This is a genomic window from Arthrobacter sp. 05N425 (assembly GCF_056397125.1).
Genome location: NZ_JBFTMU010000003.1, coordinates 332735 through 349628 on the forward strand (window position 1 = coordinate 332735; position 16894 = coordinate 349628).

Genomic DNA, 16894 nt, shown 5'->3' on the forward strand with positions numbered 1-16894 from the left:
TCGCCGCGGGGCCCTCGCCGGTGTGGGCCCAGCCTCCCCATAGAATGGACAGATGACCCTCAGTGTTGCGCTCGGCCCTGACACCCAGGAGAGCACCCAGACCGGAACGGCGTCGTCGACCGACGTCCTGACCGCCCCGGACATCCCTTGGAACCTCGTGATCTGGAATGATCCGGTAAACCTGATGAGCTACGTGAGCTACGTCTTCCGCAGCTACTTCGGCTATTCCGAGGCGAAGGCCAACAAACTCATGCTGGAGGTCCATAAAAAGGGCCGCTCCATCGTGGCGCACGGCAGCAAGGAGCAGGTCGAGCAGCACGCGGTGGCGATGCACGGCTACGGCCTGTGGGCCACCGTGGAGAAGGCCAGCAGCGGCCACGGCGGCAACGGATCAGGCAAGGGCAAGGGAAAACGTGGCTAAGGCGTTCAAGTACGGACTCAAGGGCATCACGGGCTACCTGGAGCCGGCCGAGCGGGACCTGCTGCGCAGTCTTTTCGACGACGTCGTTTCCATGCTGGAGCCGGAGGAACGGGCCAACCAGGATCCGCTGGCGGCGCTCGTCGGGCTGGACACAGAAGCCCGCGAGCCGTCGGACCGCGCCCTGCGCCGGCTGCTGCCCAATGTCATGAAGGACGATGACAAGGCCTCCCTGGAGTTCCGCCGGTACACCGAGCGTTCGCTGCGGGAGAGCAAGATCGGCGCGTTGAAGGCTGCAGCCCTTGGCCTGGACAAGGACGAGCTGGTGCTGACGCCCGCGGGCGCCCGGCACTGGTCCACCGCGCTCAACGACGTCCGGCTGGTGCTCGCCGAGCGGCTCGACATCCGGGACGACGCTGACGCCGAGCACGTCCACCGGATGCAGGACTGGTCGCAGGCTGAGGACGTCGAAAGCTACCTGGCCCTGGTCTACAACTTCACTACCTGGCTGCAGGAGTCCCTGGTCCAGGCGATGCTGGCCTCGCTCGAAGCCTAGGCCCGTGTGACCCATTAGACACGAGTCGCTCGACACAATCTGATGGCCGCGCCTATGGCAAAGCCCTATCCTCGAATAATCATGACTTCAGCATCGAGCACGGATCCGGCAGCGGAAGCTGCGGCGGAGACCGCAGCGGGCAGCACCGGGGATGCCCGGCCGGGGGAGCGCCCGATCGGCGTCTTCGATTCCGGCGTCGGCGGCCTCACGGTGGCACGGTCCATCATCGACCAGCTGCCCAACGAATCCATCCTGTACGTCGGTGACACCGCCCACGGGCCGTACGGTCCGCTGCCCATCGCCGAGGTCCGCGCCAATGCGCTCGGCGTGATGGACGAACTGGTCGATTCCGGCGTCAAGCTGCTCACCATCGCCTGCAACTCGGCGTCCGCCGCCGTGCTCCGCGACGCGCGAGAACGGTACACCGCCCGCTACGGGATCCCGGTGATCGAAGTGATCCAGCCGGCCGTCCGTCGTGCGGTCGCGGCCACCCGCAACGGCCGGATCGGCGTGATCGGCACCTCGGCCACGGTGGGCTCCCGCGCCTACGAGGACACCTTTGCGGCAGCACCGGACCTGGACATCACCTCGGTGGCCTGCCCGGCCTTCGTCTCCTACGTGGAGGCCGGCATCACCACCGGGCCGGAACTGCTCGCCGTCGCCCGCGAATACCTGGCCCCGCTCACGGCGGCAGGCGTGGACACCGTGGTGCTGGGCTGCACCCACTACCCGCTGCTTACCGGTGTGATCTCCTTCGTCCTCGGTGAGGACGTCACGCTCGTCTCCAGCGCGGAAGAAACCGCCAAAGACGTGTACCGTGCGCTCGCTTCGCGCGGCCTCGAGCGCACCGGCACGACCGCCCCGGAGTACAACTTCATCGCCACCGGCGACGCCGCGCAGTTCGAGCACCTCGCCCGCCGTTTCCTCGGCCCCGAGGTCCTCAGCGTCCGCCACGTGGACCACGTGGCCGCGCAGTACCCCACCGGCAGCCTCGCCCGGATCACCCCGGAAATGATCGCCGCCGCGCAGGCCGGCGCCGGCCGGCCGCGGATCTCCAACTTCGTCTCCACCGATTTTGTCGCCTCCGACGCGCCGCCGCTGACCGGCCTCCGGAGGTCCGGCCTGTGAAGCTGACCATCGTGGGCTGCACCGGGTCCTTTCCCGGACCCGGCTCGCCGGCGTCGTGCTACCTGCTGACCGCGCACGACGGCGAGCGGAGCTGGAAGATTGTGCTGGACCTGGGCAGCGGAGCACTTGGCGCCATCCAGCGGTACACCGACCTTGAGGACATCGACGGGATCTTCCTGACGCACCTGCACCCGGACCACTGCATGGACCTGTGCGGGCTGCACGTCGCGGTTCGCTGGAAGCCGGGCGGCTGGGGACGCGGCCGGATCCCCGTCTGGGGGCCCGCCGCCACTGCGGACCGGATGGCCACGGCCTACGGCCTGGATCTGGACCCGGGCATGCACGAGGAGTTCGACTTCAGCAACTGGTCCGAGCGCAAGCCCGTGACCATGGGCCCGTTCACCGTGACCCCGTTCGCGGTGAACCACCCGGTCGAGGAGGCCTACGCCCTGCGGGTGGAGGTCACCGAACCGGACAAGGACGGCACCCCGGTTACCCGGGTGCTGGGCTACTCGGGGGACACCGACTCCTGCGGCGGCCTCGAGGACGCGGCCCGGGACGCGGACCTGTTCCTCTGTGAGGCAGCGTTCGAGGAAGGCCGCGACGACGGCATCAAGGATGTGCACCTGACCGGCAAGCGAGCCGGCGAAGCGGCCGTGGCTGCCGGGGCGCGCAGGCTACTGCTGACCCACATCCCGGTCTGGACCTCCCCGACAAAGGTGATGGCGGAGGCCAAGGAGGTCTTCGGCCAGCACGTGGCCGTCGCCGTCGCGGGCGTGCACTACACCGTCTGAACTGACGCCGTGGGCGGCGCGCACCGCCAAGTCGATATGCTGGAAGGCATGACTTCCGAAGCCCTTACTGCCCCCGTCATCCGCGCCGATGGCCGCACGCCCGACCAGCTCCGCCCGATCAGCATCACCCGTGGCTGGTCCAAGCAGGCCGAAGGTTCCGCCCTGATCGAGTTCGGCAACACCCGGGTGCTCTGCACGGCGTCGCTGACCGAGGGCGTGCCGCGCTGGCTCAAGGGCGAGGGCCGCGGCTGGGTCACCGCCGAATACGCCATGCTGCCGCGGGCCACCAACACCCGCTCCGCCCGCGAGTCCGTCAAGGGCAAGATCGGCGGCCGCACGCACGAGATTTCCCGCCTGATCGGCCGCTCGCTGCGCTCCATCATCGATACCAAGGCCCTCGGCGAAAACACCATCGTGCTGGACTGCGATGTCCTGCAGGCGGACGGCGGCACCCGCACGGCCGCCATCACCGGCGCATACGTCGCCCTCGCCGAAGCCATCCGCTACGCACGCGAGAACAAGCTGATCGCCCGCAACGCCCAGCCGCTGGTGGACACCATCGCGGCCGTCTCGGTGGGCATCATTGACGGCGTGCCGATGCTGGACCTGCCGTACGTGGAGGATGTCCGCGCCGAGACCGACATGAACGTCGTGGTCACGGGATCGGGCAAGTTCGTCGAGGTCCAAGGCACCGCCGAGGGCGCGCCATTCGACCGCGACGAGCTCAACAAGCTGCTGGACCTGGCCCTGCTCGGCACGGAGCAGCTCGCCGCCATCCAGCGCGAAACCCTGGCCGAGGCCCCGTGAGCGGCGCCCCGTCAGGCAACCAGCCGAACCCGCCGGTCCTGGTACTCGCGACCCACAACCAGGGCAAACTGCGGGAACTGCGCGAACTGCTGCGCGGCCAGCTGCCCGGACTCGACGTCGACACGCAGGTGGTGGACGCGGGCGCCGTCGGTGCCCCCGACGTCGTCGAGACCGGCGTGACCTTCGCGGAGAATTCGCTGCTCAAGGCCCGGGCGGTGGCGGAGGCCACGGGCCTCGTCGCGATCGCCGATGACTCAGGCCTGGCGGTCGACGTCCTGGGCGGCGCCCCGGGCATCTTCTCCGCCCGCTGGGCAGGCCGGCACGGGGACGACGCCGCGAACCTGCAGCTGCTGCTGGACCAGCTTTCCGACGTGCCTGACGAATACCGCGGCGCGGCCTTTGTCTGCGCGGCGGCACTCGCCGTGCCTGGCCTGGCCGGCGAGGAAGCGCGCGAAGTGGTGGAGTACGGCCAGCTGGAAGGCACGCTGCTGCGGGAACCGCGCGGGGCGGGCGGCTTCGGCTACGATCCGGTGCTCCAGCCAAGCGGCCTGGACCGCAGCTGCGCTGAACTCAGCCCGGCGGAGAAAAACGCGATCAGCCACCGCGGCCATGCGTTCCGGGCGCTGCTGCCGGCGATCGTGGAGGCCCTGGCCGGCCGGTAGCGTCTCTGCGCTGGATAGCGTCTGCGCTGGACAACGTAAAAGGATGGCGCCCCACAGTGTGGGGCGTCATCCTTTTGGGCAAAGGCGGGGAGCGCAGCGGCCGGGGAGAACCGGGGGCTACGGGGTCTTGCGCTCTTCCTCGGGCTCGTGCTCCTCGATGAATTCCTCGACCAGCCCGGTGCCGTACTTTTCGGCCTGGCGCTTGGCGATGAGGCCACGGATCACTTCAATGCCGATCGGGATGACCGAGAGCAGCACGATCGCGATGAAGATGATGTCCAGGTTGTCCCGGACCCACGGCACCTTGTCGCCCAGCAGGTAGCCCAGCAGGGTCACGCCGCCGCCCCACAGCACGGCGCCGATCACGTTGTAGATGAAGAACTTGCGCTTGCTCATCTGGGCCACGCCGACGATCACCGGGACAAAGGTCCGGATGATGGGGACGAAACGGGCCAGGATGAGCGCCTTGCCGCCGTGCTTCTCGAAGAATGCGTGGGCGCTCTCGACGTTCTCGCGCTTGAACAGCTTGGAATCTGGCTTGTTGAAGATGGCCGGACCGGCCTTGGAACCGATCAGGTAGCCGGCCTGGTTGCCGATGATCGCGGCAACGACGATCAGCGCGGCAAACGCCCAGATGTTGAACTTGATGGTGTCCGTCGCGACGAGCAGCCCGGCGGTGAACAACATCGAGTCACCGGGCAGGAAGAAGCCGATCAGCAGCCCGGTTTCGGCGAAGATGATGCCGCAGACCAGGACCACGACCCACGGCGCGAGGGCAGGGTCGGCCAGGAAAACCTGGGGGTTAAGCCAGTCGGGCAGGAACGAGGCCAGGTGCGGCTGGACCGGTCCGGCGCCTCCGAAGGTGGTCACGGCGAAGTCGTGCAGGGTGTAAGGGTTCACCTATCTAGGGTACTTGACCGGGTGCAGCCGGTTCCGGCGCTAAAGTTGGAGCGTGGGTTTGGACTTTACAGCGATCGACTTCGAGACTGCGAACGGCTTCCGCGGTTCGCCGTGCGCCGTCGGCCTGAGCAAGGTGCGCGGCGGCGTCGTCGTCGAGGAGGCCTCCTGGCTGATGCGGCCGCCCGCGAACCACGACGCCTTCGACCACCACAACGTCCGCATCCACGGCATCCGGCCCGAGCAGGTCGCCGGCCTGCCGCGCTTCGGTGAACTGTTTCCCGAGATCGGTGCCTTCATTGGCGACGACGTGCTGGCCGCCCACAACGCCGCCTTCGACCTGGGCGTGATCCGTTCCGGCCTGGAGGTCTCCGGGCTGCCCGGCCCCGCCTACGACTACGTCTGCACCGTGATGCTGTCCCGGCGCTGCTACTCGCTGGTGTCCAACTCGCTGCCGTACGCCGCCGAGGAGGCCGGCGTGCCGTTGCTCAACCACCACGACGCCGCCGAGGACGCCCGGGCCTGCGCCGGCATCCTGATCGACATCGCGGCCCGCAACGGCGCCGCCAGCATCGCGGAACTGTACCTCTCGCTGGGGCTGGCCGTGTCCCGCCAGCCTGCCTTCGATCCGCGGCGCGACCCGCTCTCCAAGGCCACCAGGTCCGCCCTCGAGGCGCTCGCCGCCGGACAGGGCGCGGCTCCGGCCACCCGGCCGTTCCGTCCCGGCTGGCCGGACGAGGGCGCCAACCCCGTGCCCAACGCCGGGGCCGAACCGGACCACCCCCTGTTCGGACAGACCGTGGTGTTCACCGGAGAACTCGCGATTCCGCGGCCTGAGGCAAAACTGCGCTCCGCCGAACTGGGGGCCCGGCCCGAGAGCCGCGTCACCGCCCGCACCACGGTGCTGGTGGTGGGGGACGGCTTCGTCGCGGCCGACCTGCGTTCGGGCCGGCTGACCGGCAAGGCGCGCCGGGTCCTGGAACTGCATGACCGCGGCCAGCGGATCGAGGTCCTCTCGGAGGGGGAGTTCCTGCAGATGGTGGGCGGCCACGTTCACTCCCTGACGTAGGCGCTAGGTCATACGGCGCAACAATCATTTCGCCCGGGATCGGTCCGCTCCTAGCCTTGAACGATGAGCAAACTGATCTCTTCACCCGCCCGCGCAGCAGAGGCTCCCGCCGCTGACCGGCACGGCGGAATCGACTGGGCCAAGGTCTTTGCCTTTCCCAATCCGGTGAACGAGTACTCCGCGCGGATTACCGCAGCTCTCGTGGTGCTGCTGTCCCTCGTGACCCTCCTGACCGGCTCCGGCTGGGGGCTGGCGGTCATCGCCGCCGGATTCTGGCTGCGGGTGCTGTTCGGGCCGCGGATTTCGCCCTTCGGCGTGCTCTCGGTCAAGGTCCTGACTCCGCTGCTGGGCAAGAAGCGGCTGGTTCCCGGGCCACCGAAGCGCTTCGCCCAGGGCATCGGAGCGGCCCTGTCCACGGCGGCTGCCATCCTTTTCGCCGCGGGCCTGGCGCCGGTGGCCTGGGTCCTGCTCGTGGCCCTGATCGCCGCCGCCTCGCTGGAGGCCTTCGCCGGCTTCTGCCTCGGCTGTGCGATCTTCGGGCTGCTGCAGCGCCGCGGACTCATCCCCGAGGATGTCTGCGAAGCCTGCAACAACATTTCGCTCAGGCGCCCGTAACCGCCGCCAGCCGTGCGGCCATGCCCCGAATGACGTCGGGGGCCTCGAGGGCCGCCAGCCAGTCCGCCGGCAGGCATTCCTCGCCGTAGTGCGCGCCCAGGATGTTCCCGGCGATCGAGGCGGTCGAATCGCTGTCGCCGCTGTGGTTCACCGCCACAGCGATCGCTGCCCGGAAGTGCTCCTCGGGGCTGGCGGCCGCCGCCGTCGTCGCCGGTGCGGTGGCCAGCACGGCATACACGCCGACGGCGAGTGCCTCCTCGGCAACCCAGCCTTCGCCCAGTTCCCGCACCAGTTCCTCCGCGCCGAGCAGGCCCCCGGAACCTCCGCTTCCGGCCCCGGGCGCTGCCGCCGCGGCCAGGCGCAGGGACGCCGTCAAGCGGTCGACCAGGGCCGGATCGGGCTCCTCACCCTTCGGCAGCGCGCCGTCCTGGAGCTGCGAGAGCGCGGCGCCAGCCGCCTCATGCAGGTCCTTGCCGCTGACCAGCGCATGGATCAGCAGGCTGAACACGCCGGCGCTCTGCCGGGCCGCGGGGTGCCCGTGGGTCAGCGACGCCGCGTCCGCACTCATCTTGTAGACCGCGTCCGCCGGGACGTAGGGGATGAGGCCGAACGGCGCCGAACGCATCACCGTGCCGCAACCCTTGGACTCCGGGTTGACCGGCCGGTACACGGTTCCCATTTCCCCGGTGGCGAGGCCGCTGAGGCAGGCATTGCCCGGGGCGCGGCGGTGCCGGAGCACAGCGTGGCTGTCTATCCAGCGCGGCGGCTGGAAGGGGGCGGAGTCAGGGAGTGCCTCGCCCTGGCTGCCGAGCCAGCGCAGGTAGGCAAGCCAGAGGCAGGCATTCGTGTCCGCCGCCACGCCCGAGTTGGCCCACTCGAGTGCCTCCAGCAGACCGTCCACCGTGTACAGAGTCATCTGGGTGTCGTCGGAGAAGTGGCTGACGCCGGCGAGCCCGGTGAAGTCCCGCAGTCCTTCCGGGCCGTAGGTGGCGCGGATCTCGTCGATTTTCGCGAATTCGACGGCGTAGCCCAGCGAATCCCCGAGCGCGCCGCCCAGCAGGCAGCCGTGGATGCGGGACTCATGGGACGGCGCCGGGGCCGCCGCCGGGGTGCTGCCGGGCTCAATGCTCATACCTCCAAATTTACCCCGGTGCCCGGCCCGCACGGGAACGCGGCGCCCGGCTGAGACGGGTAGGGTGCTGGTGGTGCCAGGTTCGTCATGGCCGCGGCCCCGGACAAAGGACGGACAAGGGAGAGTGATGCGCGAACCAGCGTGGCGGAAGACCGGCAGCACGCCCGACTACAGGTTTACGCTGGCCAACGAGCGGACCTTCCTGGCCTGGGTACGGACCTCTCTGGCCCTGATCGCCGGCGCGCTCGCCATCGATCAGCTGGCGCCCAACATCGCCCCGGGGCCGGTGCGCATCGCCATCTGCGTCGTGCTGGCGGTCCTCGGCGCCGGACTGGCCGCGCTGGCCTACCACCGCTGGGGCCGAATGGAAGCCGCGATGCGCAACAACCGGGAGTTGCCCTACTCCGGGCTGATGCTGGTCATGACCGTCGGCGTCGCCATCGCCGCGCTCACTATCGCCATCCTGATCTTGATCGCACGGTGACCGTACCGCCGCAGGGCCCCGGGCTGCAGCCGGAACGCACGACTTTGGCCTGGGGCCGGACGCTGCTGGCCCTCGTCGTCGCGGATTTGTTCATCTGGCGCACCTGGGCGCTGTCCGGCCCGGGGGACCAGGCCGCCGGCCGCTTCGACTCCCTCGGCCTGTGTGCCGCAGCGGCGCTCGGGTCCACGGTGGTCCTCTTTGTCTGCGTCCGGGTGCGCTCCCGGCAGCTGCGCAGCTCCACCGACGCGGCCCCGGCGGCGCTGATGATCAGCGCGACGGCGGCTGTCCTGGCGCTCGCCGCGAGTACGGTGGCGGCGATTGCGCTCGGGACGTAGCCGCCGCCCGGCACGGCGGGGCTCCAGCGAACACCCAGCCCCCGCTGGCAGACTCCAAGCAGACCATGACCCCCAGCCAAAGGATTTCCGCGCCATGACCAAGCCAGTGCACGCCTCCGAGCCGGACGTCGCCCAGCCGGCCCTCGTACCCGATGACCGACAGCCGGGCCTCATCGCCCGGCTGTCCGCCGAGGCTCTGGGGACCCTGTTCGTCGTGGTGGTGGGCCTGGGCGTGCCGCTGTTCGCCGTTCCGCAGTACAACCCGATGTCCGCCTCGCTGGCGGCGGGCCTGGCCCTCACGGCGGCCATGCTGGCCTTCGGCTACCTGTCCGGCGGCCATTTCAACCCCGCGGTCACGGTGGGCAACGCGATCGCCGGCCGGATCAGGCCGCTCGACGCCGCGGCCTACCTTGGCGCGCAGCTGGTGGGCGCCGTGCTCGGGGCGCTGACGCTGTTCGGCGTGCTGCGCACGGTTCCCAAACTCAACGGCACGCAGACGGCCTTCGACACGGTCGCGGCGGGTTTTGACAGCCGCTCGGTCATCCAGGCTCCGATGGCCGGTGTACTGCTGGTCGAGGTGCTCGGTGCCGCCCTGCTGGTGGCGGTCTATCTCGGCACCACCGCGGGACGCAACCCGGCAAAGGCCGCTGCGCCTTTCGCCGTCGGCCTGAGCATGGCCGTGCTGCTGCAGCTGGGCCAGAGCATCGGGAACGCCCCGTTCAACCCGGCGCGTGCCACGGCTTCCGCGCTCTTCAGCAGCCCGGACGCCCTGGGCCAGCTGTGGCTCTTCTGGGTGGCCCCGCTGGTCGGCGCCGCGGTTGCCGGGCTGGTGTTCCGGGGGTTCGCGAGCACCTCGGTGCGGGCCGGCGCGGTATCCKGCGGCCCGGAGGGGACCAGCGGGTATGCCGACGTCGACGACGACAGTCTTGACGAGCCCGGCGAGCCCAACAACGCGGCCGACGCGGGGGACGCCGTACCCGCAGCGCCGGCGACTTCCGCGACGCCCGCGGATGAGGCCCGCGACTTCTTCGACAAGCGCACCCTGTAACGTCTGTCACCCCTGGCGCCGGGCCGGTGCGCAATAGTGTCGGTGGCAGCCGATAGCGTAGTGGCATGCGGTTATTGCACACCTCGGACTGGCACCTGGGCCGGTCGTTCCACGGCGTCGGGATGCTTGACGCCCAGCGCGCCTTTATCGACCAACTCGTCGGCGTCGTCCGCGAAGAGTCGGTCGACGTCGTCCTCATCGCGGGTGATGTGTACGACCGTGCGCTGCCCGGCGTCGACGTCGTGGGCCTGCTCGACGACGCACTGGTGCGGCTCAGCGGCGCCGGGGCGAAGGTGGTTTTGACCAGCGGCAACCACGACTCGGCCATCCGGCTCGGCTTTGCCTCCCGCCTGCTCGAACGCGGGGGAGTGCACCTGCGCACCCGGCTTGCCGAGCTGGATACCCCGCTGCTGCTCCCGCTCTCGAACGACGCCGGGGCGAATGGCGCCGGCGCGGACGAGGACAACGGACCGGTGCTGGCGATCTACGGCATCCCCTGGCTGGAGCCGCGGCTGGTCGCCGCGCAGCTGGGCGTCGAGACCGCCAGCCACTTCGAGGTGACCCGCGCCGCCACCGGGCTGGTCCGCGCCGACATCGCGGCCCGGTCCAAGACCCGGACCGTCCATTCGGTGGTGCTCGACCACACCTTCGCCAGCGGCGGCATCAGCTCCGACAGTGAACGGGACCTGAGCATCGGCGGGGTCGGCGCGGTGCCGCTGGACCTCTTCGACGGCTTCAGCTACACCGCGCTGGGCCACCTGCACGGCCGGCAGTCACTCTCGTCCGCCGTCCGCTATTCGGGCTCACCGCTGGCCTACTCGTTCTCCGAAGCGAAGCACCAGAAGGGCGGCTGGCTGATCGACGTCGACGCCACCGGCGTCACCGCCGTCACGGAAGTCCTGTGGGAAGCGCCCCGCCGCCTCGCCACGTTGCGCGGCAAACTGGACGAGCTGCTCACCGACGAGGCGTTCGCCTGGGCCGAAGGCGCCTACTGCCAGATCACGCTGACCGACGCGCAGCGCCCGAACCAGGCCATGGAACGGCTGCGGGCGCGTTTTCCCGACACCCTCGTCCTGGGCTTCGACCCCGAGGGCGCCGAAGCCTCGGCCAAGACCAGCTACAGCAGCCGGCTGGCCCAGGCCGGGGACGACCTCTCGATCTGCTGCGGGTTCCTGGAACATGTCCGCGGCCGCGCCGCCGACGAGGCCGAGTCCGGAGTCCTGGCCGAAGCCCTCGAAGCCGTCCGACTGGAAGGGGTTTCCCGGTGAGGATCCACCGCCTGGAAATTTCCGCGTTCGGCCCCTTCGCCGGCACGGAGCACATCGACTTCGACCGGCTCAGCAGGCACGGTCTCTTCCTGCTCAACGGCGCCACCGGCGCGGGAAAGACCAGCGTCCTGGACGCCATCTGCTTTGCCCTCTACGGCTCCGTGCCCGGCGCCCGGCAGGAGGGCAAGCGGCTGCGCAGCGACCACGCGGACCCCGCCGCCGAGCCGCGAGTCACCTGCGAGTTCTCGGCCCAGGGCAGGCACTTCGAAGTTTCCCGGACGCCCGCCTGGAACAAGCCCAGCGCCCGGGGCAAGAACGGGTTCACCGAGCAGAAGGCCAACACCCTGCTGCGGGAACGGATCGACGGCGAGTGGCTGGAAAAGTCCGGCCGCAACGACGAGGCAGGTGCGGAAATCACCGCCCTGCTGGGCATGGACCGGGAGCAGTTCACCCGGGTGGTGATGCTGCCCCAGGGCGACTTCGCTGCCTTCCTGCGCTCCAAGGCCTCCGACCGGCTGGTGCTGCTCCAAAGCCTCTTCGGCACCCAGCGCTTCGAAGCGGTGGAACAGGAATTGGGCCGGCGCGCCGCCGCGGCCCGCACCGAGGTGGAAAGCCTCAACAACAAGCTCGAACTGCTGCTGGCCCAAGCCGAAGCGGAAACCGCGGGCCTGGGCGTCGAGCTGGACGGGGCACCCGGCCGCGACGACGCCGACCAGCTGCTGGCCTGGCTTGAGGCCAGCGCCGGCTCGGCCGCCGGGGAACGCCAGGCCGCCGCGGTCGAGTCCGAGCGGGTCGGCGCCGAGTTGGCCGCCCTTCTCGAGGGCACGGCGGCGCGCGCCGCGCGGCAGGCAAGACTTGCGGCGGCCGAGCGCCGCCGCGCCGCCGCCGAAGCGGCAGCCCCGGAGCTGCGGAAGAAGACCGCATTACTGGAACAGCACCGGAAAGCCGAAGTGCTTGGCGGCCAGCTGCAGGCGGTAGACAGTGCCGAGGCGGCCGAGGAACGCGCGGCCGCGGCCGCCGCCGGCGCGGCTGCGGAACTGCGGGCCGCGGCGCTCACCGACCCGGAGCTGGCCGCGCTGCCTGCCGCGCCTCCGGGTTCCGACGGACCGGCCGGCGAGTCGCTTCTCGAAGGATCAGTGCTGCGGAGCGAGCTCGGCCGGCTGCGCTCCCTCCGTGCCGTCCTGGAGGAACGGCTGCCGGACGAGGACCGTCTTGCCGTCCTGATCGGCCGCAGCGCCGAACTGCAGCTCACCCTGGACGGACTGCACACGGCCAGCCGATCCGGCGCCGCAACCCTCGACGCCCTGCGCGCCGAAACCGCCGAACTCCTTGCCGCTCTGGCTCCGCTCGAAGAACTTGCCGCCGAAGTCCAGTTGCGCACCAAGGAAGCCGCCGCCGCGGAAGAGCTGGTCGCCATCGTGGCCCGCCACGCTTCCGCCGCGGAGAACTGCGCACGGATCACCGACCGCCACCGCGTGGCCCGCGACAGCCACCAGGACCGCCGGCAGCGCTGGCTGGACCTCCGGGAGGAGCGGCTCGCCAATGCCGCCGCGGAACTCGCGGCCCAGCTGCTCCCGGACCAGCCGTGCCCGGTCTGCGGCAGCGCCGAGCACCCCGCCCCCGCTCCGGCCGCGGCGTCCGCGCTGGCCATCGCCGAGGCTGAAAAGACTGCGCAGGAGGACGCCGAGGCGGCCGAGGCTGTGCTGTCGGCGCTGGAGCGTGAACTCGGCGAAGCCCAGCAGGACCTCGCCGTGCTGGCAGCCCAGGGCGGCGACACCGAGCCTGACGTGGCCCGCAGAGAGGCCACACTGGCGAAAGAGCGGTCGGCCGAAGCCACCCGCGCCGCCGCAGAGCTGGCGGCCAACCGGGCCCGGCGTTCGGAGCTGGACGAGGAGATCCTGGCCGCGGAACAGGCCCGGACGGCGGCCGCTTCCGGGATCGCCCAGACCGAATCCACCATCAGCGAGGTCCTCGGACAGGTCGAGGGCCTTGAGGCCGCCTTGGCGGGCCTGCGCGCCGGGCACGCGAGCCTCGGCAAGCGCCTCGTCTCCGTTCGCGAAACGACGGCCCTGCTCGAAAGCGCCGACGCGGCCGCCGGCAGCCTTGAACAGGCCCGCGCGCGGACTACCGATGCGCGTGCCCAGCTTGAGCGGGCCCTCCCGGACGCCGGCTTCGAGTCGGCGGACGCGGCCCGTTCGGTGCTCCTGCCGGCACCGGATGCGGCCGGGTTGGAGGCCGCCGTCCGTGCCGGGCAGGACGAAGCCGCCCGGCTTACGGAACTCTTTGCCGGTGAGGAACTCGCCTTGGCCGCCCGGGAGCTGGCCGCGGACGGCCCTGTGGACGGCGCCGTTCTCGATCAGCTCCGGGCCGAGTGTGCGTCGGCGGAACGCAAGGCCCGGGAGGCTGTACTGGCCTCCGGGCTCGCCGGGAAGTCGGTGCAGACCCTGGGCCGGATCTCCGCCGAGTATGCAGAGCACGCGGCTGCCGGCCGGGAGCCCCGGGATCGGGCAGCGCTGTGGACCGCCGTGGCCGAGGCGGCCCGCGGCGGCGGAGACAACAACTACCGGATGAGCCTGAACAGCTACGTGCTCGCGGCCAGGTTGGAACAGGTGGCGGCTGCGGCCTCGGAGCGGCTGATCGGCATGAGCGACGGCCGCTACACCCTGCAACACACCGACGCCAAGGCAGCCCGCGGGCAAAAATCCGGCTTGGGCCTCGAAGTCGTGGACCAGTGGACCGGCCAGCGCCGCGACACCGCCACGCTCTCCGGCGGCGAGTCCTTTATGGCGTCGCTCGCCCTGGCCCTCGGCCTCGCGGACGTGGTGCAAATGGAATCCGGCGGGGTGGACATTGAGACCCTCTTCGTGGACGAGGGCTTCGGCAGCCTCGACGAACAGTCCCTCGAACAGGTCATGGACGCGCTCGAAGGGCTCCGCGACGGCGGCCGGGTCGTGGGCCTCGTGAGCCACGTCGCGGAAATGAAGCAGCGGATCACCACCCAGCTCCAGGTGGTCAAGGGCCGGAACGGATCCACCCTGCACATCTCCGACGACACTCCGGCCTGAGGCCCGCCGGCTCGGGTATAATCGGAGGGTTACCGGGTCGCGCGCATCGGGAGGAGGGACGATGCGCACTATCGAACGAACCCGGAAATCATGAACCCTTCACCGTCTTCCACGACGTCCCTTTCCGGTGCGCCCGCGGCAGCCCGCAGCGGCGGCCGCTTTGCCCGGCTGCCCCTGCTCGCCGGCCGGAGTTTCATCCCGCTGGGGCTTTTCGCCCGTCTCCCGCTGGCCATGCTGACCGTCGGCGCCCTCACCCTCGTCACTGCAGTCACCGACTCCTATGCCGTGGGCGGCGCCGCGGCCGGCGCCGTCGGCATCGGCTCGGCACTCGGGGCCCCGGTGCTGGGCGCCCTCGCCGACCGGCTGGGCCAGCGCCCCGTCCTGCTCTTCTCCGCCGTCTTCAACGCGGTCGCCGTGACCGCCCTGATCCTCGCCGCATACCTGGTCCCGGGCGGCCGGGAGCTGGCCGCCGCCGTGCCGGTGCTTGCTGCGGCTTTCGTGGCGGGCGCCAGCTGCCCGCAGGTCGGCCCGCTGGCACGGGTCCGCTGGATGGCGCTGAGCTCCCGCGGCGGCGGACACGCGGAAGACCTGGACACGGCCCTGTCCTATGAGAGCACGGCCGACGAGCTGACCTTTGTGCTGGGCCCGGCGCTGGTGGGCATCCTCGCCAGCCTCCTCAGCCCCTGGTTGCCGCTCGCGCTGGCCGCCGCGCTCACCCTCACCCTGGTTCCCGCGTTCGCCGTGCACCCGACGCACTGTGCGGTGCCGCGCACCCCGGCACGGAGCCGCGCGGTCTCGGCCGCCGCCCGGCAGCAACGGAGAGCCCTCACCACCGGGCAGCGCGCGGCAACCTTCGCCGCCGTCGGGCTGCCGGTCCTGGCCATGGTCTGCATGGGCACCTTCTTCGGCTCGACCCAGACCTCGCTCAGTTCCTTCGCGGCGAGCTTCGCCACGTCCGAGCTGGCCGGACTGCTCTACGCGGTGATGGGCCTGAGCTCCGCCGCCGCGGCGCTCTCCGTGGCGTACTGGCCGCGGCGGTTCAGCGTCAACGCCCGCTGGCTGGCCTGCGCGGCGCTGATGACCGGGCTCGCGGCCCTGTTGCTCCTGCCCTCGACGGCGCTGCCGATGATCCTGGTGCTGCTGGTCCTGGGCCTGCCGGTGGGTCCGCTGATGGTCACCGTGTTCGCGATCGGCGGCGTCGTGGCCCCGGAGGGGAAACTTGGCACGGTGATGACGGCGCTGGCCAGCGGCATTGTCGCCGGCACAGCGCTGGGCTCGTCCATCGCCGGCCAGCTGGCACAGAACTCCGGCTATTCGGCCGCGTTCCTGGTTCCGGTCTGCGCCGCGGCGGCGCTGTTCCTGCTCGGCGCGGCAGCCGCCGTCGTCCTCCAGCGCCGAAACCGGGCGGCCGCATGACCCCAACTGACTCGCAGTTGTTGTCGTTTTGCGGGCTGAAACGACAACGACTGCGAGTCAGTTAGGTGATCTAGAGCTGGGAGCCGAGTTTGAAGCCGCGCTCCTCGCCTGGTTCACGGGTGTAGGCGAAACCGTCGGCGCCGACGGTGACGGCCATCTCGCTGCTGTCGGTGCGGATCACGAGCGGCTGCGGCTTGCCGTCGAGGTCCAGGACCAGGGAGGCCTCGGTGTACCAGCTCGGGACCACGGGGTTGCCCCACCAGTCGCGGCGCTGGTTGTCGTGCACGTCCCAGGTCACCGTGGGGTTGTCCGGATCGCCGGTGTAGTAGTCCTGGGTGTAGATCTCCACGCGGTGGCCGTCGGGGTCCAGGATGTAGAGGTAGAAGGCGTTGGACACGCCGTGCCGCCCGGGTCCGCGCTCGATCCGGTCCGAGATCCGCAGCGCGCCCATCTTGTCGCAGATCTGGATGATGTTGTGCTTCTCGTGGGTGGAGAAGGCGATGTGGTGCATCCGCGGCCCGTCGCCGCCGGTGAGGGCGGTGTCGTGCACGGTCTGCTTGCGGTGCATCCAGGCCGCGTAGGTGACGCCGTCGGAGTCCTTGATGTCCTCGGAGACCCGGAAGCCCAGGTCCTCCAGGTACTTCCGGCCGCGCGGGACGTCGGGGGTGACCTGGTTGAAGTGGTCCAGCCGGACCAGTTCGCCGGCGCTGTAGAGGTCGTAGCGCTGGGTGAGGCGTTCCACGTGCTCCACCTCGTAGAAGAACTCATAGGGGAAGCCCAGCGGGTCCTCCACCCGGACCGCGTCGCCGATCCCGCGGGCGAAGCCGTCCTTGCGGCGTTCCGTGCGGCAGCCCATTTCGGCAAAGTAGGCCTCGGCCTTGTCCACATCCTCGGGGGAGCGGACCCGGTAGGCGAATGCGGCGGCTGCGGCCACGGGGCCCTTGCGCAGCACCAGGTTGTGGTGGATGAACTCCTCGAAGGAACGCAGGTAGATCGCGTCCTCGTCCTCATAGGTGACGTGCAGGCCCAGCAGGTCCACGTAGAACGCCCGGGATTTTTCCAGGTCGGTGACCACGAGGTCCATGTAGGCGCAGCGGACAATGTCCGGCGCGGGGACCGTGGGGGTGATGATGTCGTTGGCCATGATGTGACTCCTCTTTGAGCTGGCGGGTGCGGTGGCGGGTGGCAGACAGGCGGTGG

At 70.4% G+C, this 16894-nt stretch carries 17 protein-coding genes; 14 read left to right on the forward strand and 3 right to left on the reverse strand.

The annotated features are described in order from the left end of the window. Positions 1–52 precede the first annotated feature (52 nt). The 6 genes from clpS to rdgB are packed head-to-tail and all read left to right on the forward strand — an operon-like array spanning position 53 to position 4365. Entirely contained in the window at positions 53–421 is a 369-nt protein-coding gene (clpS, locus tag AC1DGE_RS07150) for an ATP-dependent Clp protease adapter ClpS (RefSeq protein ID WP_175322893.1), read from the forward strand. Next, positions 414–974 (forward strand): DUF2017 domain-containing protein, encoded by a 561-nt coding sequence (locus AC1DGE_RS07155; protein WP_476917170.1) that lies wholly within the window; start codon positions 414–416, stop codon positions 972–974. The genes clpS and AC1DGE_RS07155 overlap by 8 nt, the downstream gene beginning before the upstream one ends. A gap of 42 nt (positions 975–1016) precedes the next feature. Continuing rightward, positions 1017–2102 carry a glutamate racemase gene (murI, locus tag AC1DGE_RS07160; RefSeq protein ID WP_441417377.1) on the forward strand — a complete coding sequence of 362 codons (1086 nt, stop codon included), beginning with the start codon at positions 1017–1019 and terminating at the stop codon, positions 2100–2102. Then, complete coding sequence (locus AC1DGE_RS07165) at positions 2099–2896, forward strand: MBL fold metallo-hydrolase (RefSeq protein WP_441417378.1); 798 nt, start codon at positions 2099–2101, stop codon at positions 2894–2896. The genes murI and AC1DGE_RS07165 overlap by 4 nt, the downstream gene beginning before the upstream one ends. A gap of 48 nt (positions 2897–2944) precedes the next feature. Then, the gene (rph, locus tag AC1DGE_RS07170) at positions 2945–3703 is read left to right on the forward strand and encodes a ribonuclease PH (RefSeq protein ID WP_138768925.1); all 759 of its coding nucleotides are present in this window, start codon (positions 2945–2947) and stop codon (positions 3701–3703) included. Further along, positions 3700–4365: an RdgB/HAM1 family non-canonical purine NTP pyrophosphatase gene (gene rdgB / locus AC1DGE_RS07175; RefSeq protein ID WP_441417379.1), complete on the forward strand. Its 666-nt coding sequence runs from the start codon at positions 3700–3702 to the stop codon at positions 4363–4365. Before rph ends, rdgB begins: the two co-directional genes overlap by 4 nt. A gap of 117 nt (positions 4366–4482) precedes the next feature. Here the strand turns inward: rdgB and AC1DGE_RS07180 are convergent, their stop codons facing one another. After that, a complete protein-coding gene (locus AC1DGE_RS07180) occupies positions 4483–5250 on the reverse strand; it encodes a VTT domain-containing protein (protein WP_476908841.1) in 768 nt (255 codons plus the stop codon). Between the two features lie 67 nt (positions 5251–5317). Between AC1DGE_RS07180 and AC1DGE_RS07185 the strand changes: the two genes are divergently transcribed. After that, entirely contained in the window at positions 5318–6331 is a 1014-nt protein-coding gene (locus AC1DGE_RS07185) for a 3'-5' exonuclease (protein WP_441417380.1), read from the forward strand. Positions 6332–6394: 63 nt separating this feature from the next. Next, positions 6395–6946: a DUF4395 domain-containing protein gene (locus tag AC1DGE_RS07190; RefSeq protein ID WP_476908595.1), complete on the forward strand. Its 552-nt coding sequence runs from the start codon at positions 6395–6397 to the stop codon at positions 6944–6946. On the opposite strand, the gene AC1DGE_RS07195 is transcribed toward AC1DGE_RS07190, so the two are convergent. Further along, on the reverse strand, positions 6933–8078 hold the full coding sequence (locus AC1DGE_RS07195) for an ADP-ribosylglycohydrolase family protein (protein WP_476917171.1): 1146 nt from the start codon (positions 8076–8078) through the stop codon (positions 6933–6935). The genes AC1DGE_RS07190 and AC1DGE_RS07195 overlap by 14 nt on opposite strands. A 127-nt stretch (positions 8079–8205) precedes the next feature. Between AC1DGE_RS07195 and AC1DGE_RS07200 the strand changes: the two genes are divergently transcribed. The 6 genes from AC1DGE_RS07200 to AC1DGE_RS07225 all read left to right on the forward strand — a co-directional run bounded on the left by AC1DGE_RS07200 (position 8206) and on the right by AC1DGE_RS07225 (position 15694). Continuing rightward, on the forward strand, positions 8206–8562 hold the full coding sequence (locus AC1DGE_RS07200) for a YidH family protein (protein ID WP_441417383.1): 357 nt from the start codon (positions 8206–8208) through the stop codon (positions 8560–8562). Further along, entirely contained in the window at positions 8559–8897 is a 339-nt protein-coding gene (locus tag AC1DGE_RS07205) for a DUF202 domain-containing protein (protein ID WP_476893325.1), read from the forward strand. The genes AC1DGE_RS07200 and AC1DGE_RS07205 overlap by 4 nt, the downstream gene beginning before the upstream one ends. 94 nt (positions 8898–8991) lie before the next feature. Continuing rightward, positions 8992–9945, forward strand: coding sequence for an MIP/aquaporin family protein (locus tag AC1DGE_RS07210; protein WP_476917172.1), 954 nt, complete (start codon positions 8992–8994; stop codon positions 9943–9945). Between the two features lie 65 nt (positions 9946–10010). Beyond that, complete coding sequence (locus AC1DGE_RS07215) at positions 10011–11213, forward strand: exonuclease SbcCD subunit D (RefSeq protein ID WP_476917173.1); 1203 nt, start codon at positions 10011–10013, stop codon at positions 11211–11213. Beyond that, positions 11210–14278 carry an AAA family ATPase gene (locus tag AC1DGE_RS07220; protein WP_476917174.1) on the forward strand — a complete coding sequence of 1023 codons (3069 nt, stop codon included), beginning with the start codon at positions 11210–11212 and terminating at the stop codon, positions 14276–14278. Before AC1DGE_RS07215 ends, AC1DGE_RS07220 begins: the two co-directional genes overlap by 4 nt. Positions 14279–14368: 90 nt before the next feature. Beyond that, positions 14369–15694: an MFS transporter gene (locus tag AC1DGE_RS07225; RefSeq protein WP_476917175.1), complete on the forward strand. Its 1326-nt coding sequence runs from the start codon at positions 14369–14371 to the stop codon at positions 15692–15694. A 70-nt stretch (positions 15695–15764) separates the two neighbouring features. Here AC1DGE_RS07225 and hpaD read toward each other — a convergent pair whose 3' ends face one another. Beyond that, positions 15765–16838 carry a 3,4-dihydroxyphenylacetate 2,3-dioxygenase gene (gene hpaD, locus AC1DGE_RS07230; protein WP_476893330.1) on the reverse strand — a complete coding sequence of 358 codons (1074 nt, stop codon included), beginning with the start codon at positions 16836–16838 and terminating at the stop codon, positions 15765–15767. Positions 16839–16894 lie beyond the last annotated feature (56 nt).

Bases quoted from the DNA above. Each gene is read 5' to 3' on its own strand.
- AC1DGE_RS07225 (WP_476917175.1), top strand. From the start codon at position 14,369: ATGAACCCTTCACCGTCTTCCACGACGTCCCTTTCCGGTGCGCCCGCG.
- AC1DGE_RS07215 (WP_476917173.1), top strand. From the start codon at position 10,011: ATGCGGTTATTGCACACCTCGGACTGGCACCTGGGCCGGTCGTTCCAC.
- rph (WP_138768925.1), top strand. From the start codon at position 2,945: ATGACTTCCGAAGCCCTTACTGCCCCCGTCATCCGCGCCGATGGCCGC.
- clpS (WP_175322893.1), top strand. From the start codon at position 53: ATGACCCTCAGTGTTGCGCTCGGCCCTGACACCCAGGAGAGCACCCAG.
- AC1DGE_RS07195 (WP_476917171.1), bottom strand. From the start codon at position 8,078: ATGAGCATTGAGCCCGGCAGCACCCCGGCGGCGGCCCCGGCGCCGTCC.
- hpaD (WP_476893330.1), bottom strand. From the start codon at position 16,838: ATGGCCAACGACATCATCACCCCCACGGTCCCCGCGCCGGACATTGTC.
- AC1DGE_RS07190 (WP_476908595.1), top strand. From the start codon at position 6,395: ATGAGCAAACTGATCTCTTCACCCGCCCGCGCAGCAGAGGCTCCCGCC.
- AC1DGE_RS07200 (WP_441417383.1), top strand. From the start codon at position 8,206: ATGCGCGAACCAGCGTGGCGGAAGACCGGCAGCACGCCCGACTACAGG.
- murI (WP_441417377.1), top strand. From the start codon at position 1,017: ATGGCCGCGCCTATGGCAAAGCCCTATCCTCGAATAATCATGACTTCA.